Below are 21,956 nucleotides of genomic sequence, written 5' to 3' on the forward strand. Positions count from 1 at the left end.
ACGATAAGCCTTTTCCCGTTTCTTTATATGTATCATTCCACAAACCTAAGAAACGATTAAACACAAAACGACTGCAACCCATCGTTTTATGGATTAGGATTTCTTGTTTCTTTGTAGGATATATGCGAAATTTATAGGCTTTATTGACTAACATTTCCTCACCTCGCTTAGTTTCATTTTACAACAAAGAGGGAGTGATTACAAACATCTGTTCGAGTGTTCAGATGCATTCATCCCCCCACTTAATTTTCACTCGTTTCACATTTTTTTAGTTTGAAGTTGGGGGTCTTCTGCTAGGAATAGATAAAGGAGTTAATATGTATGTTGTTTAAAAAAACAAAAAATAAAGTAGTGAAATTTCCTAGAGAAAGAGTAATTAATCCGGAAGAAAGCTTTAAATCTATGAGAGAAAGTAATGAAAGGATAAGGAAGAAAGGCAACGAATTAAAAAAAAGGGCAGATGAATTAAGAAAGAAAAAATAAAAAGAGACTTTGGATTATTAACCCAAAGTCTCTTAATATATTTTTTGCAAAGCATTACTTGCTTTGCTTATTTGTTTTGTAGTCGTAATAATTGCGCTCTTTTTTTTAGATCAGATCTTTTTTTCTGCATTTCTTTTAAATCATTTTGAAGGAGTTTGTTTATGTCTTGATTTAAATCAATTTTTCTTTCTCTAATGATTTTTTTCTCGACTAATAACACCTTGATCACTCCATCCTTTTTTATTGTACAATAGAAATGAGAATCTACTAACTATTTCTATAATTAATATAAGTATACCATCCTTCTGATCATCAGGCAATTTTTTGAAGTCTTCATCATTTTCTAGAATAAAATTAAATACCCATATTTTATTATCTTGTTGATTTTTTTTAATTGTAATAACATCAAAATCATCGTACTCATAAGTTATAATGTTATTCTCTTGATTTTTTAAGGCTTTTACCGAACTGTGATTTTTATAGTTATCATCCTTCAAATGAAATGTAGTTCCATTCTTTATCTCATCTAAAGTTTTTACATCCTCTCGTTTTACTATCTGTTGTGTTCTAGTATCCATTTCATATATTGTAAATGGAAGGATATCTAAATCATACCAATGGCCATTACCGTTTTCTAATCTAGCTAAAAATATTTTTATCTTTTTTAAAAAATCAATTAGATAATCATTTTCAAATAATTTATCTTCGTAATGTTGGAATGTCAGATCATAATCATTAAGTAGTTCATCATATCTTTGAATATAACCATCTTTTTCAACATCAAAAGTAGTTTTTAACTTAGAAAGAGAATCACTCATTTTATCTGCAAATCTTTCATCATTAATTTCCCTTGTCGTGATTTGTCCATGCATATATTGATATAGTTCAGAAAAAGAAAAATCATGACGGAAACACTCCGCATATAAATCATACTCTTCCTTTTTGACTAATTTATATACATCTATATGAAAACTAGGATTCTTTAATTTACCCATATCACGGAAGTTTACTCCTAACACAACAATATAGCCTATCAACAAGAACAAGGTTGCCCAAATTTTTGTATCAAACAAAACATCAGCTTGTACAAATGGCAAAACAGTTGCCCCTATTATTGGAAGTGAAAGGGATCGTGTAACTAATTCCATGAATTGATTTTTTATTTTCTTTATAGCACCAAGTTGAGTAATAGGCTTCATAAGTAAAACCCATTTCCAATTTGGTAGTCTCCCAGCTTGACTATCTAAGTACTGGTCACGAAACTGCTTCATAGCCTTATCGTATGTCTTTGACAACTCAAGCACTCTATTCATATATGTTTTTTTATTATTTTTGTCCATTTATAATCTCTCCTTTTAGGCTTGTCCACATTTATACCCTACCATAACCATCCATATATCGGGTTAATAACCAATTGGACTAATGAGTCTCACTTTTGATAGGTAATGGATATATATCTGACCTTCTTCTTTGTAGTTGTTTATTGACATTTTCAAGTATATTAAAAATTTCAACTAGTACTATATTTTTCATTTTCACAAACTCCGCCCAAAGTGGCGCAGATTTGTGCCCACCTCATTTTTTGCTTAATGGAAGGTAGATTTTTTGAAATACTTCGTATACTGATATAATCTTTTTCTTTTTCAGTTTTTTTTGTAACCATTTTGCCTTCTCTTCTACACGATAATCAACATCGCTATGGAACGGACATAAGGCTTTATATTGATTACGAGTCTTCTTTCGTGCAATCACTTGGCAAACTAATCATTCTGATCGCTATACGTTGCTCTTCAGTATAACGATCTATGATACGCCCTTTTACATTCAATTTTTTATCCTCCTAATTTTTTTTGAATAAAAAAAGACCGCAAAACTCTAAAAAGAGTTCATACGACCTTTTGACTAGCAAACACTACTGGTTGCTTATATACATTCAATTTTTTCGTCCAGTATCACATCTATTATAAGGATAGGGATGACCCCTTGTCCTAATAAATGCGACAAGGGACTCCCTCCCTCCTTAAATTTAAATACAAAAAAAGTATGCTTCAATTTTGAATGAACACACTTTGTTTCTTTTTTTTCAGATCTCTGAATACAGAATCTGACAAGTATGATTTTTTTGTTCCTCTAATTTTATCAGCGAGTATCATCCTATTTTGATACATGAGAAACGTTGCTTATTTCAAAACATTTCTATTTTGAACTTGACCCGTTATCTTTGATTAAGCTACTTGGGTTATCTATTTAAAAAAATAGATTTCTTCTCTTTTGTTAAAAGAGGTATTCATTTCATTCCGCATATAGGAAAAGAATGGAATGAATATATGTGTTTATTTTAATACATTTTCATTTGAGCTGCAACATAATATTTTGAAATGGATATAACTTTTAAAATATGTATTGAGTCTCGTTATTTACTTCTGCATAAATAATATAATTAAAATTTACTAAAAGCTGTTTACAGCATATTCTTTATTTTTATCATATTGTAAGTACATAGATTCGTTTTGAAGCGTTGTTTTTAACCAATCGCTATTAAATGGTTTTTTGATATTCTTTTTCATCATATTAATTTCAAATATGGTAATAGATCGCCTAATTGCTTCAAAATCAACCTCATTGATTATATCTTTTACTAGATTAAAAAGTAAGGCTACATGTTCGTCCATATATTTATATCTTTTACATTGTTTAAAAAACTCTTTTTCATTTTGGGTTAATGATTTAGATTCTAGTTTTTGATATAAAAAATGGATAGCTGATTCTTCGCGCGCATGCGCGTTATTATCTTCTTCATCTTCTTTTTTTATTTTTGTAATATTCTTTGCAGTACTCTCTGTAGTACTCTTTGTTATAGGAGGACCCGATTCGGCATTTCTAGAAGTTCCGATTTGGTACTTCTCAAAATTTCGATTTGGCATTTCTAGAAGTTCCGATTTGGTACTTCCTACGTCTGACATAGGTTTTATGTCCATTTCTTTTTCAAGATACGTATTAAATTCGTCAATTTCAGGACTTAGTTTCTCTTCATAATTGTTTAAAATTTTATTTAGTTCTTGCAGAAAAACAGGGATATTAAGTCGGATATGTGTTGTTGTTTTATTTTTGAATTTAAAAATTTTTTTAATTATAATTTCTTTTTCTATTAATTTTTTTATTGCCGTCATATAATGCTTTTTTGTAAATCGTATTTCTTCGTACCACTCCTTTATTTCTTTTGCAATCCAAAAGTGTCCTTCTTTTTTTACTCTTAGCTTGGTATTACCGTTACTATCGGGTAAATACCAGTATATAATTTGCGATAATAAAATACCTGCCATAAGATCATCAGCCATATCAATATATGATTTTTTAACATCGATAGTGTCTTTAGAGTGTTCTTCCCATGAAATAAATTGTTTCCATCTTAAAATTTCCATACAAAAATTCACCTCTTTAGTAATTAATTCAAAAATTAGTAACAATTTTATCCAATATTGTTGAATGTATCTTTATATCTTTGTATAATAAAAAAGATAGACTTACTCTTAATTTTGACAATAAGAAAAAGAGCCTTAGTTTTTCATTTTTTGAAAACAAGGTTTTAAATGTTTTAATTGTGTTCCTTGTTGCTACTAACAACTAGGGACGTCTGATCCATTGGTTACCAGCCAATGGGTTCCGGGTTAATTTACCAATTGAAATATGTAGAATGTTACCTACATTCTATCAATGGACGGCTTCCACTACCAATGGAAGCTTTTTGTTGTTTAAAGGAAAATATCTTTTCGTCATCAATATTTAGTTTTCGACATCTGTCCTGTGAACATTATAGCAACTTTACCAAAATTGTGTAAGTGTTATCAAAGTACGTGTATTATGTAAAAAGCCTATATTTATAAGCTATAAGTTTGGTACGCTATTTTTGTAAAAACCTCTGGAAGCCCTCTCATTAAAGGATTATTTGATAATTTAAAAAAAACGAAAAAAACTTTCCTGATTTTGGTACGCGATAAATGTAAAAAGCTTAGTTTAAGGTACACAATTTTCGTAAAAATGTATAGAAAGTACGTGAGTTTCGTAAAAAGGAGCACTATTTTACCCTCATATAAGGAGAATCGCACTTTGAAATTTTGAGTGAAATATAGTAATCACGTAATTTTCTTTTGAAAAAATAGTAAAGTACGTGAAATTCGTAAAAACCATTAATAAAGTACGTGTATATAGTAAAAAGATGTGATGGAGTACGTGAAATTCGTAAAAAAGTATATAAGGATAATAAAAAAAGAGTGAATTTTACACTGTAAGGTGTAAAAATCCACACTTTTTACATTATAAAGTACGTGTATTTTGTAAAAAGATATAGATCATGGGATAAGAGATTTAGCAGGAGATATAAAGAAATCTGCTTTTTCTGATTCAGTAAGTGGAGTCAGAATAATCTCAAATCCATTTCCTATTCTTTTATAATCCTCAACCAATATTTTCGCTTCTTTAAACTCTTGAAGTGAAGATTCTATTAACTTTAAATTGCTATCAATTCTTTTTGAACGGAATCTAATCCGGTCAGAAAAGAAGTTATATTCAAAGTTACTTTTCATGTCACAGCCTTGCAAAAAAGCATCTAGTCGCTCTTTTTGAAAAGCGTAGATTAAGATTTTTGACAATCTATTTTCTAATCTATGAATGAGATGACTGTAAATTTGTACAGTCTGTTTTGTAATGAATTGTTGGTGAAGTGTATCTGAGAATTTGACTTCAGCATAAACACGACCGGTCGCTTCTTCTTTTGTAACCTTCACTTCTTGAAACAAGTTATATAGGAAGGTTGTTTTCGTATCTTTATTAGCTCCTGTAGTTCTGCCTTCAATACTGAAACGCCCAATTTTAGTTAAACGCTTTGTTGCTAGTTCATATGCTTTTTTGCTAGTATTTCCATAGACTCTAGTTAATAGAGGGCGTAAATCAAAAATAATCTTTTTCTCTGTATAAAAACGTTCGTCTCTGTTCTCCATAACGTGTTCAATAATTTCTGAATCCGTATCATCGAGTAAAAACATTTTGTCTAGTTGAACTTCCTCATCATCATTCACAGCTACTAAGGATCGAACGACTCGATTATCACTTAATTTATAGTCATCATATACAATTGTGGACTGTTGTTCTTCATCAAATAGGATATTTCCTTTTAATTTTGCTTTACCATCAGCAAATACTGGATTTTCAATTAAATCTTTAAATCTGTGTGTGATCCAATTTTTTGGTGAATTTTTTAAGAAATCGCAAATGATACACACAAAATCGTTCTCAAATGCTTTTTCGATTTGGTATTTTTGTTTTTTTTCTAGATAAGGAAAGTCCGTTAAACGTTCATTACGTTCTTTTGCCCACTCTTCTATTTCCATCAATCTGGAAGTTATAAATTCTTGTGGTACTTTAATATTTTTGAGTGCACCTTTTAGACGATCATCTGCACTCTTTCTTTCGAGAAACTTTAATAAAACTTCTCGTTCCTCATGAATAGGTGTGTAATTATTTCCATCTACTTCTTTTATTAGCTGCTTAAACCAATTTTTTTTGGTCATTTGTCTGCGTCTATGATAATTTGTTTTAATTTCTAATAAATCTACAACATCATCATTATTAAAAAAGATATTATTCATGGTGTCCTGTATGTAGGTATCGAAAGAGAGTTTTTGATCTGTACTATGTTCTGTAAGTACAAACTTGAATAATTTTTCTTTAGTCTTATCTCCGATGAGGATATGCAATTCATCGAAGACAAATCTTGGTATCTCCTGGATATTTACACCCATCAGCCTACCTCCCTATCAATTATATCTATTTCCATTGTAACGCATTTTAAAAGATGTCTCCATTATGATAATTACAAATATAAATCATGTTGAAAACATTGATCAGAAATAAACGTGTGTATACATAAACACATACGTGTACATATATCTCCTCTTATCATAGTTAAAAATTGATCATATTTAAGAACTAGTAGACCTATTTAAATCATCATGAAGTTTCTTGAAATGAAGTCTAATTGCATCATTTACAAACTCTGTCTGAGCCCCCCTAGAACCACTCGTTAAACTAATAAGAGCCTCTAGTAAATCATTATTGATATAAAATGTTTTTCTAGTATATAAATCCTCAAATAAAGGTTTACTAGTTATTGTTTGTGATAAATCCCTCACCATATCATTTACACTCTTAATTTCATTGTCATTTTTTTTATCATTTTTCTTTTCTTCTGATTCTAATAATTGTTTATGAGCTTCTTTATTTGTGGACCCTTCTGAAGATTTAGATTGTAGTAAATTAGAGAATTTTTCTTTTTTATTTTTGGACACGTTGTTTCAACTCCTCTGTAAATTCCATATATTGTTGTAACGCAGTTTTATCTTGCTTAGTATGATCAGAAATCCCTGTAATCGTAAACTCTTTGATTCTTGATCTTCTCTTAATAACCGTATTAAAAACGATATCTTCATAATCAATTCTAGCTTGATCTAATATCGATGTATCAATTATTGTTCTTGCGTCTAACATCGATGTTAATATACCTGCCAACAATAATTTTGGATTTGTTTTATTTTGAATACTTTCTAAAAATTCTAAATAACGATCCAAAGCATCGAAACAAAATGGCTCAGATTGAAGTAACACTACAGCATAATCAGCTGCACTTAAAGCATTAATCGTTTGCTCCCCAAGATTCGGAGGACAATCGATAATAATATAATCATAATCATTGTGCACAACATCTAATGTTTCTTTTAAAAGTAGATTCGGATCACCTTTATATTCCTTATATAAAAACTGTGAAAGTGTAGAAAGAAAATCTTCAGCTGGTAAAATATCCAATGTATCTGATACTGAATAAATGTAAGGTCTAGGATTCTTCTCTTTCACCGCTTGAAGAACCGTTTTACCTTCAAAATCATAAATATTACGTTGTGATAAAAAAGAGGTTAAATTCCCTTGAGAATCAAAATCTACTGCCAATACTTTATTTGTTTTTGATAATAAATAACTTGTAATAGCTGCTGATGTCGTCTTCCCAACGCCACCCTTATGATTACCAAAATTAATAACAATCGCCATTTTTTCACACCCCATATATAATATATAATTCAACAATCAAATAAAAATCCCTTTATAGCTATTCAAAAATGTACACATAAACATACACATCTAGAAACAACTGATAAATGCGCTTATTCCTTCCGTATCTTTCTTAAGTATAATTGAATTTTGTATATATGTACACCTATACGTACACTGATTTGAACACTGAAGTAGATATGACCAGTGTATTAAAATTTGTTGTAAATCATGAAGATATTTCCACAATACAAATATATGATTTAAGGAAAAATGAAAAAGAGAAAAATATTAAAGATTGAAAAAAACAGCCCTTATTTAGATGTGTAGCAAAGGCTGTATGAATTAAACTATAATAAAAAAATACTAGTAAATATTAATACGAGTACAAAAAATAGTATAAATGTTACTATGAGACTTATTATTAATGTACCTAATGACTTCCAAAATCATTAATTGTCCATCTGATATTTTTGATCAATATATCTTTTAAAACTACAACCAAGCAATCAAATTTAAAATTCTGCAGGTCTACCGGCAGAGCTTGCTAAGATAACTGGCGGTTACGCTGGTGTTTCTAAGAATCTCGTTACTTCTAGTGATGAGAGGTTCAAGTTCAGAAATTATATCTATACAATCCAAATCCTCTATTATTAGTTAGGTAATTATGGCAGTATACTGCCATATATAGAGCTATATTTTTTTTCTCCAAAAAATTTAGCATCTATATAAATCCAATCCGAAATGGCTCTTGATGAATTAGTATTATATTTTAAAACGGCATAAGTTTTCATTTTATAATTTTTATTTGTATCTATTGGATATTCAAGGCTTTGTGGATGAATGTTTAAATGGGTTCTTATTGTATCGTAAATACCAAATAATAACCTATCGTTACCATGAAATTTGAGATTAACTTCTCTTCTATTTTTTCTTTTATTCCAAGAACCATCGCCATCAAAAATTCCTCTTATAAAGTGTTTTTGCAATTCTTTTTTTATTTGGGGAAATGTAACAGTGTACGATTTATTCTGACCACATCCTAAAGCATCCAAATCATGTGCTAATCTTCGCCCACTAATACACACTCTAGGTGCATCATTTTTATAAGTTTGGATAGGGTGACTACTTTTTAATATTTTTTTCATTATTTCTAAGATTGTTTTATCCATTTGTTTTAGCAAAACATGTGACTTATAGTCATAAAATACATATCCATCTGTTATCAGTACCCCTAATAGATAAGCTGTCTCCTCATTTATCACTCCCTGTTTAAAAAACTCATGATCTACTTCATATTTTGATTTTCTTACTTTTCTAAACTTACTATAATCACCTAAAGAATTTTTAGGTTTAAAGTAACTGTATTTTTTTATATCAAAACGAAATACAGTTGGATCAAATTCTTGAATCTTTGCTTTATCACTACATTCTTTAGAACAATATTTATTTTTACGATCAGGATAATGAGTTTTATAACGAGTAAAAACTTTATTGCAATGATTACATTCATATTTGTTGATTTTATTTTTACTCCAATGAAAATTAAAACAGTCTCTTTTGCAAAATAAGCCTTTTGTATTTCTCTTTGGAATGAATCTAGATTTGCAATATAAGCAGATATTTGTTTCGATTATTGACATTTTTTCGTCCAAACCTGCACTCCCATCCATTCCATCCAATAATCTCACTCTCCTTTCGTCCAGTAAAATTCTTGTTTTATCATTCCATAAATATTTATCAATCTTTTTTTTCAAAGACCACCTGGAGAATATGTTCTAACTTTTCCATTTGTTCTTGATTTTCTGAATCCACTACATACTTATCTAAACGACTAAGCAAAGTTTCATTTTCACTAATTGCAAAAGTGTCATTCTCATTCCATTCATGCAGCATTTTCATAAGTGCAAAATTAACAAACTCTGTTTTAAATCCTTTTTCTTTTTTTTCAGATAGCGCATTTATCTTTTTTAAAATGTCATTCTCTATTAAATATGTAGCACGTGTATGAGTATCCTCCACTTTCAACTTACTTTTCTTCTTATTTAGATTAGTTAGAAATTCTTCTTTATTATATTTTTTGTCTTTCATCCTAGACCTCTCCTTAATTAATACAATAATGAAAACATAAAAGTTAAACATTAAATGTAAACCTTATTTATGATTATATCCAAGTTTTAACAATATGTCTAGTTTCACTTAGAAGTTATTTTTATATTCGAGATCTGTACATGGTAAAGCTGCTGCAACACCACAAGAAACTGAATAAAGTTTAGAAAGGGATTTCACATTGTTTGAGGTTGAACCTGTAGGAATAATAAAAAAGAGCACATTAGGAAATTCTATATGTACTCTTACTCTTATTCTTATATCTCAAACTTACATATACCTTAACGTAAATATATACGTACATTAAAACTTAAACGCATACCTCAACCTATACATAAACTAAAACATATACAAAAATATTTACATAATTAAACACAAATATGTACACGTAAACATAAACAGAAACACATACATAAATCTTTACGTAAACCTATACAAATTTGTTTACTTAGGCGCATCATTTTAAATAGACCGTCCAAATTAAAAGGATTCGGTCTATCTTCTGTATTGTCGTATTGCATAGGAAACTTTGCCTGTATGTATCTATTCTATTCATTGATTAATATATATATAACTTTGCATGGAGTAAAGTTATATAATAGAGTAGTTGGAAGGGCGGTAGGCTGATCCCTCACTTTTTAAAGATAGGGGGTGATGTCCATTGACAGTTTATCAAGCTATTTCTTTAATGCAAACCTTCGGGTTATTAATTATAGCTTTACTATATGTTAAGAACAAGAAATGGACGGTCCTTCAGCAAATGGTTGAGGTCCATTTGTAATAAGAACCAAAGCCTACCTTTCTTTAACGGTTATTGAATTAAACCATAATTCAATAACCATAATAAAGATTATACACGTATACGTTTGTGTAAATATGTACGTATACCCACATCAATAGTATCAAGGTTTATATTCTAATTTTTGTCGAACACAATTACAAGAGGGAGGCTAGATAATGAAGTTAAAAGGTATTTATGGTATTACAAAAAGAATGAATAAGAAGATCAATAAGGATATAGATGTATATAAACTTTATGATTTAGAATATTTAAAGAAAGTTAGAATTGGAGTAAAACGAGAATTAGAACTATTTAATAGAATGCCTATTGTATTTTCGTTTTTATTATTCGCAGTAAGTATTTGGTTAAGTAGTAATATAGTTAAGGATGGAAATAGTTTTGATTTTATAATGAAATGCACTCTAGCAATAAGTATTTTAATATATTTACTCTTTAGCTATGTGGGGAAACTTAGTCGAGTAATAGGGGTATTAGATTTTGTAATTGAAAATAAGGAAAGATCAAAGGTAAAACATAATAATTTAAGAAATGAAAAACTAAAGACACGTTATTTAAAAAAATAGATTGCAGGTTATATGAAAAATCAAAAAAATTTTTACATACACATATGTTTTTGTTTATACAGATGATTATGTATACGTAAACGTAAACATAATCAAAACATATTTCTAATAATTGATGACTATTCTCATTTTGCAAATATCTTATTCATTACCTTTAATGTTTTCATATCAATATCAAATGTAATACTTCGAAAAGTAAAGACACGAAGGACGTTTTCAGCTTGGCAATGCATTTCAGTATACCACTCATCATGTTGCTGTCCTAAGTGTTGTTTCAAGATATCTTTGATATTCCAGCGCACTTTTGCATCTAGTCCTACACCATATATATTATTCAATATTAGATCTAAAACCGTTGCATGGTTGTTATTATGATATTTGCGATTAGTGTCATAGTCTAATTGAATACAGACTATATTCTCAAATTCAATGAGATTATTTATTATTCCATCAAATGATACTGTGTTTTTCTCTATATGTAATATCGATTTATTATTTTCTATATCGTTTTCAACCCAAATAGAATTTTTACTACTATGTTTTAAAGAATCACTTATTTCAATGAACGTCATAGTATCTTTATTAAATGCCCAATGGTCAATATAAAACCATCTGTTTAAATAACTAGTATATTGTTCAATAGTATCTTGTAAAAAAGATTTATCGAATACTTTGGAAAGCATTTGTATCATGTATTCAAAAGAAAATTTACGAGAGTCGTAACTTGCACTGAAGCTATTACTCCATCGTTTTTCTAATTCCTTACGGTTTGAAAGTTCCATACTTTGACCAATACCCCAGAATATATCCTTTAAGAATAAGAAAGTTGCTTTATGCCAGTAGCTTTCTGGAAATCCCTCTTGGATCATGTGATTTCCTCTTTCACCAAAAACAGAAAAAAAACCGCAATCATCCTTATATCCAACTCTATATTCCCAATCACTATTTATCGCTTTTCTAACATAGTCGAAATATTCATTAGAAATGTTTAATTTATTACAGATATCAATTATTGTAATTTTAAAATCTTCAAATTTTGCATTTTCTGTATTAGACATATGATAATGAAAAAGTTGATTAGGTAAATTTAAATCATTATCTTTAATGGGTCTCACTCCTTATTCATTTGAGGTTAACTTAAGTTTTTAATGATGTTTCTAACCACAGCATTGTTGCCTTTTTTTATTTCTGACATAACATCTATGTAATGTATAGCAATGATCTCTTCCAAGGTTACATTAAATTCAGAGTATGCTTCAAACATATCATGTAGCAATACCTCCCCTCGTAGAGTTGCTTCTTTTAATATTTTAATTGGGATATCAATAATTGAATAATTTTTCCTAAGTGCTTTAGTAGTAGGGAATTGATTGTCAGGCCATACAACTTCAGTGTTTTGGAAAACTCTATAATTACTCTTTTTCTCCATATAAGCATAAGCAATGCTTTCTATGAAATGATGTTCCTTGTTAGTCAAAATTTCTCGAAGAAGGTTTTCATACAGCAAATTAATTAATTCTGTGATCGTTAATTTTTCATCTTCTGGATCTAATAATTTATTAATGTCTCCCACAAGTACTTTTCCGCGTTTAAAATCATATTCAGGGAGTCTAATATCTAACTTTGCATATTTGCTACTAAAAAGCCCATTTAGAACCTCTCCTGAGTCCCCTATAATGGCTTTATTTATGAAGTTTAATTGGCTGAATTTCTTCATAAGTCAATCCTCCTCCATTTTGAAGATAGACCAGGACTGAACAAATGATTTGATGTATAGCTTTACGTTCTGAAACGCCCCATTCGTCAACTAATCCACCAATATCAGTAATATAAGATTTCTCAAGTTTGTTTGGTTTTACCGTTTTATAGATTCCTGAATCTACATATTTAAAATCATTTCGTAATATGTCTAAATTTCTGAAGCCAAATCTTAATAACATCGTATTAAACTCAGTAATGGATTCAGTTCTACATACTTTCTTGTATACGATAAACCACTTCCTAATTTCTTTTCTCATTTCATCACTAACAGGAAACTTTCGTGGGAATAGTTTATCACTTCTTGATTTTCTATTTTTCACTTCACTTTTTGTTTTATTTGGCAAGTTTATACTTTTATTGTTTTGGTTAATACTAGTACTAGTAATAGGTAATATGATTTCACTCACTATACATCTCTCCTTTTGGATCTATTTTAGGATTACCCTAGAGTCAGAATTCCAAAATTCCACTTACTAGATTGTATGAGAGAGGGGAGAGGGACATACCTAATATTATATTTTTTTAAAGATGAAAGGAGACATGAGTAACTATGTCTATTTTAACTAAAAGTGAAGCCAAACAAATCACAAAAATAGCAAAAAAATTAGGAAAGAAAAATGGTTTACTAAGTGATAAAAAATCTACAAAATGAAGACTTTCATTTTAATGTGTTATAGTATAATACATTGTACTATAATTAAATATAATATAATGTATTTGAATGTATTATATTGTGTTTAAATTATACATTTTACTCCGTTAGACTACATTATAACAGGGTTTTATTATGATCTCGTCTTTTAAAAGATCAATCAAAACCAGATACAATAGCGACAAACAGAAAGAGACCAACTAGTATTAGATATGATAACAATATAATCAGGAGAGCAATCCATTTACGCTTTACAAATTTAAGTATGCGTATTACAAGATGACTAAAAATGAAATAAAAGATAAAAGTACTTATTGCTTGAGCAAAAAATGATGTTTCTTCTATATTAAACAAGTAAGTAATTAAATATGGAATATAGAATGGGGCGAGTGAAATAATACCAAAGATAAAAAAGATGAAATTAGAATAAATTTCATTTGTTTCTATCGTTCTCATAACTAAAATGTAAATAACGAATAAAACTGACATAATTACAGATATAATGAAGGGTATTTTATTAGCTAGCCATAATTTTTTCAAACAAACACCTCACATTTTTACTCCACATTATATTTTGCTTTTGATACGTGATAAGCATCATATACTGACCAAACAGTCGCTATTAAATAAAAAACATAACCGAGTTTGATCGTAAAGAGTAGCTGAAAATTAATATAGTGAATAACAAAGAATAATATTGCTTTATAGAATTGGCGATTATACATCTGACCTATACCAGGAAAAATTAAACTCATTAAACCAGCTGCTGTGTATGGTTTCAAACGTTTCAACACCTTTAATTATTGTTGTTGTGGGGCAAACATTGCATTGATCTCTTTGATCCATTCATCATTTTCATATTTGTAAAACAAACGGTCTGTAGGTTCTAAAAAGAGTTCATTTTGTAATGCATATCGAACAAATTCTTTTGATTGAGTATGAGATTTGAGGTCATAGAACGATTGACCGATGATTATATGCTTTTGATTCTTAAGTAATCGCAAATCCTCTCGAATATATGAGATATAGAGTTCCATATTTGCTACTTCAATGACTCGATACGGCATTTTAAATCGTTTTAGTTGAATAGGAATGCTTTCATACAATTTTGTAATTAATTCAGCTATGCAAAGTAAACCTAGATACTCATTTGATCGAATGGAACTAGGGATTTTATTAATTATCTTCATTCCTTCAGCTGTGAGTTGGTATATGACTTTCGGTTTATTATCTTTGCTTTTTTTGTAGATTGTATTTTTTTGAATAATGCCTTTTTCTATCATTTTATTGACCTTCATTTTTGCCTCAAATGGCTTAAAAAAACGACTGAGTTGTCTAAATTGCATAACACCGCAAAAGCTCAAATATAGCAAAGCTGTTTCTTCTCTATGATTGAGTTGGATTGGTATTGGTGTATCCTTAAAAAGCATATTCTTTCCTTCCTTTTCTTCATCTATTGTTAAGTAGAGCCCTCGTAGGTAGCGAGGGCATGGAAAAAAGAGATTTAAATCACCCTAATACCAGTACCATAAATCTTCTTTTCATTAGCTTTTATCTCTCTAATTTTAATAAGGATGTTATCTCCTAATTTAACTTTTCTTTTTGATAAATGTGGAATAATAGCATCAACTCCTGGTTCTAAATTGATGAATATTCCAAATTCAGCTATACCACTTACTGTTCCTAAGTACTCATTACCTTTGTTATATCGTTTTAGACAATCAGGATATGGACTAGGAAGGAGTTCTTTTATGCTCACTTGAATATCATTTTCTTCTTTGTTTACATATGTTATTTTTACATCAAAAGCATCGCCAACCTCTATGATTTGTCTAGCATCATGTACCCATCCATGACTAATCTCTGGTGCAGGGATCATCACTTCAACCCCACCTAAATCAACTAAAACATTGTTGTAATGGACTTCCTGGGCAACAGCTGGAATAATTTTATTTAATTTTGCATTCTTCCAAAATGTTTTCGCCATTTTATCTTTTGCAGCCTTTCTAGAAATGATAGCTAAGTTATTTTCACGATCAATTCCAATGACTACGTATGCAATATTACGGCCAATCAATTTTCTAAGTCTATTACGGTTTTCATTCAGTTTTGTGTCTTTTAAGCAAGTTTCACTGAAAGGTAGTAGAAGTTTAACTCCATGCATCATAATCACGACAGTTAGTATTTTTTTCTCGCTTAACGTGTGTTCTTCTATTTGAGTGGGAATACCCTGCAATACTGTTCTATTTTGTCTAGCAGCATATAAATCTTGCCAAGGATCTTGTACAAACTCTTTTTTGATGCCAGTAAAACCTTCAGGTTGTGCAAACTGTAAAACATTATCATTACTCATAATAAATTCCTCCAATTATATAATTATTTTACTATTTCATTTGACCTCATGTCATTTTATTTTTTATTTTTACCAACCTGATATAGATTGTTCTTTTGTAGATTTTTTCTTTTGCTTTTCTTGTTTAAGGTTATTTTGATTTAATGATTCATTTTTAGGTTCTGATTGTTGCTTTTTTTGTTGTGTCTTCACTTCTTTATTATCGTTTACAGGAAGCTTCTCCTCTTGAGGGTTTTGATTTTTATTAAATACATTTTTCTCTTTCATTTTTTCTTTAACTTCATTCGTAGAAGGTTTCTTAATGGTCTTAAATTTAGGTTTTTGTACTTTGTGTATATCGACTTCTTTATATAATGGCTCTTCTTTAATTTCCTCTAATTCAGCTTTAATTTTCTTCTGTTTAATGTTCACTTTCTTTCTTCCATCGGGAGTTTTAAGTAAATCTTTTTCATCTACAAGCAGACCTTTTGCAATACCAGGTTTCTGTCTTTGATCATTTTTCATGATGATATGCATGAAATGGAATTTCTTTATTTCCATAATCTTGGTATAGGTGATTCTATCTTCATCCGTTTTCGTATCACGGTAGGTTGAAGGAAAGATAGACGGAATGAGTATTTTATGTTTATATGTGCTTTGACGCATGAATGTTTCTGACTTTCCAGCTTCTTTAGCAAAGAGCATCGCATTATCAGCTGATAAACCACCAAATATCACACGATTTCTTGTATTTGTAAGAACAATTTTACTAAAACCTTGATATTGTTTATCTAATTGAGCTAAGTCTTGGAGTGCTAAAGTAGTTGCGCATCGAAATGAACGTCCAATGGCAAGCAATCTTTCTACGTCTGGATCACAATATCTAGGGAACTCGTCCATGATAAAATAATGTGGTGTCCTGTTCCATTCTGTACCAGGACGACGGAATACTGCACTCATCATATGTTGTACAATGAATTTACCAAAACTATCTCCAATCGCTCCTAGTTTTAATTCGCTGTTTATTAAAAAAACACCCCCTTGATCAAGGTGTTGATCTAAATCTATGTCACTTTTCCCACTTAAGATATGTTTGAGGTGGGTGTTACCGGCAATGTCTTCTAATTGAGCCCTTAAACCCATTGCAAATTGTTGATATTTATCTTTAAGTGATCCTAAAATTTCAATTTGAAAGAAATCGATTAGGTCATCATATTCAGGATTGTTTAATTGTTTCAGTTGATTTACATATTTTTTAATATTATCTGTACTTCTGAGTGTTCTTACAACGTCCATAAGTTCCAACGGATTTCCTGTATTATTTAGCATCCCATGTTGTTCTAAAATTTTTAAAAGTAATACTGTATTTCTACTTGCAGTTTCTTGTACAAGTGCAAAAAAGGCTTCTTGTTTTCCAAAGAGACTTTTAAGTACACTCCTGGTCACTTCGGCAGCTGTCAATGGATCACCTTGGAGTGGGTTAAATCTATGGGTATTTGGATTTAATGGGTCAATGTAGATACATGGTATTTCTAATAGGTTACACCAATGTGCAATATCTGCTGCCAAATCCCCTTTTGGTTCTAAAACAGTTAAGCCAACCTTTTTACCTTGTTTGATTGCTTTTAAAATGGCTGCTATTTTTGGTTTTAATACTCTTGAAGTCTTACCGCATCCTGTAGGACCGACAACAAGTGTGTGTAAAAATGCATCTAAACCATTTATTTTAACGGATGTATCAATCAATTCCGTTTTCCACCCCCACTTCTTCACCAATGACAAACTCAACGTAATCTATGTTATATTTTTTAAGTCCCATTTTTTGTAATAGATTGTTATACCATTCTTTTTCTTTCAATACGGGAATTGCATTTAAAACTTTGGCTAATTCTTCTTTATTTCCTTTACTCTTGTTAATATAGGGTTTGGATCTAATATAAGCATCGTAGTTTCTGTATACCGTTAACTGAATCATAAGAATGATTCCGATAATGATAAAAGCGAATACTTTTAATGTGATCACACCTATAGCTTCAGGTATATACGGATATAACCTTTGTGATTGTTGAATAGCATATGTCCCAAGAAAAAAGAATAAAGATGTTGCGTAAAGGAGTATTCTATACCCTTTACGATTAATAATCATCAAAACAATAGTAAGGATACATATTAGCAAAATAATGATATGAGGTAATATAAAAACATCTGGTAGATTCAAAGTGCTATATAAAAGAAGAACAATACTGATGACCAATAATATAATGCCTGAGATCATATTCGTTACTCCTTTCTACTTTAATTCTTTGATAGTGCCAGTTTTAACAGTCGATTTATTGCTTTTTCTTCTTTTGATAAGAATTAGAAATATCCATATTATCAAAATGATAATATGAGGTATTGTAACGGATTCTAGTAACGTCTTATTCGATATTGCAAAATCAAAATAATAATCATCAATGTTATAGATGGTGTTAATTTCAAGGTAATCAATCCCCTTTTGTTCTTTGAAGTGGATTGTAATTGTGATTTTTATTTAGCATAGTAATTTCCACTTTCCATTACTTATTTAACTGTTAATGGAATTCTATCTTTTTGTATTTGGACTGAATATATGTTTACATTCGGTCCAACCAGCCCTCTTATGGTTTGTTCTAGTAAGCTGTTTGTAAATATAGAGAATGGTTGATCTTGTGATTGTGCTGTTTTTAAAATTTGTATATCTCCTTGATACAGATCAATGTAGTTTTTCTCCTTGATCTTATAGAAAACACCCTCTTTTTTTGATGCATATTTTTCAATGGGTGATTCAGGATTTCTAAGAAGGTGTATTCCCCACCTATAGGGAAGCAACCAACATTCAGAAGCGAATCCAGAGTAACTATGATAGAAATATGAATACAGTTCTTCAGTACGTACCAATATGATGACTTTTTTTAGTTGATATTTTTCAATTTCTTTATCGATTAAAGAGATTCTTTTTTCATGTGTAACAATCATTTGTTCAACTTTAAATGGATTTTTTCGATTGAATATTTCCCCAACTAAATACACATATCTTGTTTCATTTCCTCTTTTTAAAGCACCTCCAATTTTAGTATTGTTCTCCATTGGAAGATCTCTTTTAATAACTCGTCCATCGATCCACTCCCAGTTGGTTAATTGAACTTTCAGTTCATTTAACGTTAAAACATGGCGTTGCATTTTCGTGTTGTGAGAACGAGCTGCATTAAATGGTTTATCTTTTTCATTTAAAAATCCGTTTTTTATTAAAAACTCGATTCCTTTGTGAGAAATATAATAGCAAGTCCCTGTTTTTCTACCACTTTTAGGATCTGTCATTCTGTCTTTGATGAGTAAGCCATCTTGATAAAGGTTTCTCAGTTTCCGATAATGGTAATCTGATGTATTCAGAAAGTGCATCTGTTTCAACTGTTGGACACTTAAAACTCTGTAATTATAAATATCTAATAGAATATTAAAGTCCTGCTCATTTGGCCTTGCTAAACCCACCTTGAACACCTCCTATACGATTTATATTTGTTTGCTTGATAAGCAGCCATATAGCTACTAATACATATTAAAAATACTTTTTCTCGCAAACCAACAAACAAGGCAGCCTGTTTCAACCAACACCCTACCTTGGACCAATTTGGTTGCTATGAAATTAAATGTATTCATATTCATAAACATATAAAGTAAAAGGTTTTGGAGGGATATAACATAATCATTAAACTGAACCCCTAGTATCCAATCTGGTGAAAGGCTTTCATTTCTGTTTGGATATTAAAATCTTTTGGTATATCGGTTCTGATTGGATATAATACCTTTCATTAATATAAAAAAAAGAATGGTGAATTTTCACCATCCTTCTTCGTTTGTATTACATGTATATTGAGACTTTTGATATGTTTTTATTTTTCTTGGAATTACATTAATCTCTGTTCTAGGATTAGTAGGATCATATTCTCCTTCTAACCGTATGGAAACTCTTCTCCATGTATCATCTGGAATAATTTTGAGTTGTCGAAATGCATCTATGATGTATTTAAACTCGATATTATCTAGATCTTGGACAGAAAGTGTATCAAAAAAATATGTGATTTCAACATTAACTGCTTCATATGAATGACGATGATCTTTTAATTGCTCACGTATACTATTCAACCATTTCATTCTATATCTATGTTTTAATTCCCCATTCTTTCTATCAACTGGAGGTGGAAAATACGGTGTTGAGAATTGCATCATTAAACCCCTCCATAACATTTTATATTATATTGAGTTATGTTATAACATAATGTATCTTCTACCAATTATCTGCATCTTCGGCGGACATACCTAGATCAGCTTTTTCTCCTGAATTCTTTTTATCATTATCAACAATTGGTTTCAATACAGGTGTGTGTGTACTTTTTTTTGAAATTTCTTCTGCTTCATTTGCTTTTATCTCTACTTGATTTTCTTCATTTTTAGGTCTAATAGGTTCAGTGATTTTGGTTTGACCTATATTACCTGTAATGACCTCTTGCTGATAGTCATTTGTTAATTCAGTAACAGCAATTTGCTTGTTTGTCAGACCATAAACTTGTTCGATTAATTGTATTGCATCTGGATGACCACTTTGTTTTAAAGCAAATAGTCGATCTATATCTCGGTCTGATGGAACCAATTGATTTAGATTTTTAATTCCATTTTGAAGGATCTCTTTTTCAATAAGATACTTCACGCTTTGGAATGCATTCGATTGATGATTCCACCAATCTATGATTAACGCAGATTCGTCATTGGTAAATCTACCTGTGATTGTACTTCCCTGTGTTTTTAATTTATTTTTTTTACTCATTTTTAACACTCCTTACGAGGATTAGGCTGTTGTTTTCGCTTTATCTTTTAGTGTTTTGAAGATATTACCGTTAACAAAAATGTCTAATCCTTCTGCGTTGAGTGTAATTGCATATTTAGTTGGAACGTAAAATAGTTGAATTTGATATTCATCACAAAGTTCTTTTAATTTAGGATATAAATATTCTTTCATAAGAATACTACCACCACCATAGACACAAATCATGTCAATCTCATACCTTAACTTTATTAGTTGAGACTTTAGGTTATCTAATATTCTTTCAGCTTGTTTATCTACATGATTTTGCAGTTTCTTTTTAGCTAGAATATGAAATTTATGTTTTGGATTTTTCAAGACTTCTGCAAAGTATTGTCTTGGGCTATCAGGAATGTTAATTGCATCATTAAATGCATCTAAAGCTTTTTCAATGGCTCTACCAATCCCATGATTACTCCCGTGTTTAAAATCACGATCAGGTCTATTTCCACGTGTTACAGGATACTCTGTGGTTCCATCTCCGATATCTGTTCCTAATATAATTTTATTCTTGAAATATTGACCATCCACAATTTCTAGCTTGTATTCATCTGCAAATTCTTTAAAAATCTCTCCAGTTCTCCATTTACCAGTTTCATAGTCAGCTTGTAAAGCAAAAGGGACGGTGAAACCTTCAGGTACACATTTTACAAAGTCGAATTTTATGGTTGTGTTGACTCTCTTTTGTCCCATATGTACTGTTACCATATGCTTGTCCTTTGTAAATTTCTTTTCAAACTTCGCAGCAGTTTCTTCATTATGTTGTTTGATTGGCAATGCCGTTGACATATCTACAATAATTTCAATATCTTCAGGAACCGTTTGGTTTTCCTCAAATGCTTTTTCAACTCCACATGCAGCGATTCTTGCTAATGTATTGATGATAGGTAGATCAATATCATATTTTCTATCGTGATCTACATTAATGTTATCAATTTCGTCTCCTGCACTTTTTAGAGCATAGTTACCGATTTTATACATGCCTACTTCTGCACTTGGTGAATTTACGGTTACTATGAGTTCATTATGTATGTTCTTTACAAACGTAGCTTCATCTACATCTGCATTGTATGTTAGTTCTGCATGTTTAACTAATACGTTCGGTTGTTGAATTAATTCCTTGTTAATTATGATGTCATGTTCAGAGTTTCCATTATCATTAGCTACAAAAAATTCATATTTGATATTCATTAACAGTTCACTCCCTAGTAATTTTTTCTAAGGAAAGTTTATCATATTCCTGTATATAAATCTATTATTTTATAACATAATTTAGT

25 protein-coding genes are annotated in these 21,956 nt (G+C 30.1%); 3 read left to right on the forward strand and 22 right to left on the reverse strand.

Annotated elements, in window-relative coordinates; translation table 11 throughout:
• The coding region (locus tag EPK97_RS17855; RefSeq protein ID WP_162037992.1) for a helix-turn-helix domain-containing protein at nt 1-154 on the reverse strand (154 nt) is incomplete at its 3' end.
• A gap of 167 nt (nt 155-321) precedes the next feature.
• Between EPK97_RS17855 and EPK97_RS17860 the strand changes: the two genes are divergently transcribed.
• Nucleotides 322-483, forward strand: a complete 162-nt coding sequence (locus EPK97_RS17860) for a hypothetical protein (RefSeq protein WP_162037993.1) — start codon at nt 322-324, stop codon at nt 481-483.
• A 67-nt stretch (nt 484-550) separates the two neighbouring features.
• Here EPK97_RS17860 and EPK97_RS17865 read toward each other — a convergent pair whose 3' ends face one another.
• The 9 genes from EPK97_RS17865 to EPK97_RS17905 form a co-directional block, all read right to left on the reverse strand.
• Nucleotides 551-703: a hypothetical protein gene (locus EPK97_RS17865; RefSeq protein WP_162037994.1), complete on the reverse strand. Its 153-nt coding sequence runs from the start codon at nt 701-703 to the stop codon at nt 551-553.
• Entirely contained in the window at nt 675-1,823 is a 1,149-nt protein-coding gene (locus EPK97_RS17870) for a hypothetical protein (RefSeq protein WP_162037995.1), read from the reverse strand. The genes EPK97_RS17865 and EPK97_RS17870 overlap by 29 nt, the downstream gene beginning before the upstream one ends.
• Before the next feature lie 170 nt (nt 1,824-1,993).
• Entirely contained in the window at nt 1,994-2,146 is a 153-nt protein-coding gene (locus tag EPK97_RS17875) for a hypothetical protein (protein WP_162037996.1), read from the reverse strand.
• Nucleotides 2,147-2,933: 787 nt separating this feature from the next.
• On the reverse strand, nt 2,934-3,905 hold the full coding sequence (locus tag EPK97_RS17880) for a hypothetical protein (RefSeq protein WP_162037997.1): 972 nt from the start codon (nt 3,903-3,905) through the stop codon (nt 2,934-2,936).
• A 927-nt stretch (nt 3,906-4,832) separates the two neighbouring features.
• Nucleotides 4,833-6,281, reverse strand: a complete 1,449-nt coding sequence (locus EPK97_RS17885) for a hypothetical protein (protein WP_162037998.1) — start codon at nt 6,279-6,281, stop codon at nt 4,833-4,835.
• Between the two features lie 180 nt (nt 6,282-6,461).
• Nucleotides 6,462-6,827 carry a hypothetical protein gene (locus EPK97_RS17890; RefSeq protein WP_162037999.1) on the reverse strand — a complete coding sequence of 122 codons (366 nt, stop codon included), beginning with the start codon at nt 6,825-6,827 and terminating at the stop codon, nt 6,462-6,464.
• On the reverse strand, nt 6,814-7,581 hold the full coding sequence (locus EPK97_RS17895; protein WP_162038000.1) for a ParA family protein: 768 nt from the start codon (nt 7,579-7,581) through the stop codon (nt 6,814-6,816). The genes EPK97_RS17890 and EPK97_RS17895 overlap by 14 nt, the downstream gene beginning before the upstream one ends.
• A 665-nt stretch (nt 7,582-8,246) precedes the next feature.
• Nucleotides 8,247-9,263, reverse strand: a complete 1,017-nt coding sequence (locus EPK97_RS17900) for an LAGLIDADG family homing endonuclease (protein WP_162038001.1) — start codon at nt 9,261-9,263, stop codon at nt 8,247-8,249.
• A 58-nt stretch (nt 9,264-9,321) separates the two neighbouring features.
• A complete protein-coding gene (locus tag EPK97_RS17905; protein ID WP_162038002.1) occupies nt 9,322-9,672 on the reverse strand; it encodes a hypothetical protein in 351 nt (116 codons plus the stop codon).
• Nucleotides 9,673-10,351: 679 nt separating this feature from the next.
• On the opposite strand from EPK97_RS17905, the gene EPK97_RS22645 reads away from it, so the two are divergent.
• Nucleotides 10,352-10,471, forward strand: a complete 120-nt coding sequence (locus EPK97_RS22645; protein WP_420826808.1) for a putative holin-like toxin — start codon at nt 10,352-10,354, stop codon at nt 10,469-10,471.
• A 176-nt stretch (nt 10,472-10,647) separates the two neighbouring features.
• Nucleotides 10,648-11,055: a hypothetical protein gene (locus EPK97_RS17910; RefSeq protein ID WP_162038003.1), complete on the forward strand. Its 408-nt coding sequence runs from the start codon at nt 10,648-10,650 to the stop codon at nt 11,053-11,055.
• 125 nt (nt 11,056-11,180) lie between these two features.
• Here the strand turns inward: EPK97_RS17910 and EPK97_RS17915 are convergent, their stop codons facing one another.
• The 12 genes from EPK97_RS17915 to EPK97_RS17965 all read right to left on the reverse strand — a co-directional run bounded on the left by EPK97_RS17915 (nt 11,181) and on the right by EPK97_RS17965 (nt 21,870).
• The gene (locus EPK97_RS17915; protein ID WP_162038004.1) at nt 11,181-12,170 is read right to left on the reverse strand and encodes a DUF7957 family protein; all 990 of its coding nucleotides are present in this window, start codon (nt 12,168-12,170) and stop codon (nt 11,181-11,183) included.
• A gap of 17 nt (nt 12,171-12,187) precedes the next feature.
• The gene (locus tag EPK97_RS17920) at nt 12,188-12,772 is read right to left on the reverse strand and encodes a hypothetical protein (protein ID WP_162038005.1); all 585 of its coding nucleotides are present in this window, start codon (nt 12,770-12,772) and stop codon (nt 12,188-12,190) included.
• Nucleotides 12,738-13,223, reverse strand: a complete 486-nt coding sequence (locus tag EPK97_RS17925) for a hypothetical protein (protein ID WP_162038006.1) — start codon at nt 13,221-13,223, stop codon at nt 12,738-12,740. The genes EPK97_RS17920 and EPK97_RS17925 overlap by 35 nt, the downstream gene beginning before the upstream one ends.
• 802 nt (nt 13,224-14,025) lie before the next feature.
• Nucleotides 14,026-14,262 (reverse strand): DUF5683 domain-containing protein, encoded by a 237-nt coding sequence (locus tag EPK97_RS22650; protein WP_420826809.1) that lies wholly within the window; start codon nt 14,260-14,262, stop codon nt 14,026-14,028.
• Between the two features lie 6 nt (nt 14,263-14,268).
• Nucleotides 14,269-14,898 carry a hypothetical protein gene (locus EPK97_RS17930; protein ID WP_162038007.1) on the reverse strand — a complete coding sequence of 210 codons (630 nt, stop codon included), beginning with the start codon at nt 14,896-14,898 and terminating at the stop codon, nt 14,269-14,271.
• Between the two features lie 74 nt (nt 14,899-14,972).
• Nucleotides 14,973-15,821, reverse strand: a complete 849-nt coding sequence (locus EPK97_RS17935; protein WP_162038008.1) for a S1 RNA-binding domain-containing protein — start codon at nt 15,819-15,821, stop codon at nt 14,973-14,975.
• 69 nt (nt 15,822-15,890) lie between these two features.
• Nucleotides 15,891-17,546: a type IV secretory system conjugative DNA transfer family protein gene (locus EPK97_RS17940; protein ID WP_162038009.1), complete on the reverse strand. Its 1,656-nt coding sequence runs from the start codon at nt 17,544-17,546 to the stop codon at nt 15,891-15,893.
• Nucleotides 17,539-18,075, reverse strand: coding sequence for a hypothetical protein (locus tag EPK97_RS17945; protein ID WP_162038010.1), 537 nt, complete (start codon nt 18,073-18,075; stop codon nt 17,539-17,541). The genes EPK97_RS17940 and EPK97_RS17945 overlap by 8 nt, the downstream gene beginning before the upstream one ends.
• A gap of 287 nt (nt 18,076-18,362) precedes the next feature.
• Entirely contained in the window at nt 18,363-19,310 is a 948-nt protein-coding gene (locus EPK97_RS17950; RefSeq protein WP_162038011.1) for a replication-relaxation family protein, read from the reverse strand.
• Nucleotides 19,311-19,658: 348 nt separating this feature from the next.
• On the reverse strand, nt 19,659-20,048 hold the full coding sequence (locus EPK97_RS17955; RefSeq protein WP_162038012.1) for a hypothetical protein: 390 nt from the start codon (nt 20,046-20,048) through the stop codon (nt 19,659-19,661).
• Between the two features lie 58 nt (nt 20,049-20,106).
• Nucleotides 20,107-20,643: a hypothetical protein gene (locus tag EPK97_RS17960; RefSeq protein ID WP_162038013.1), complete on the reverse strand. Its 537-nt coding sequence runs from the start codon at nt 20,641-20,643 to the stop codon at nt 20,107-20,109.
• Nucleotides 20,644-20,664: 21 nt separating this feature from the next.
• Entirely contained in the window at nt 20,665-21,870 is a 1,206-nt protein-coding gene (locus EPK97_RS17965; protein ID WP_170295568.1) for a ParM/StbA family protein, read from the reverse strand.
• Nucleotides 21,871-21,956: the final 86 nt, after the last annotated feature.

Source organism: Chengkuizengella sediminis (assembly GCF_010078385.1).
Classification (GTDB): domain Bacteria; phylum Bacillota; class Bacilli; order Paenibacillales; family KCTC-33759; genus Chengkuizengella; species Chengkuizengella sediminis.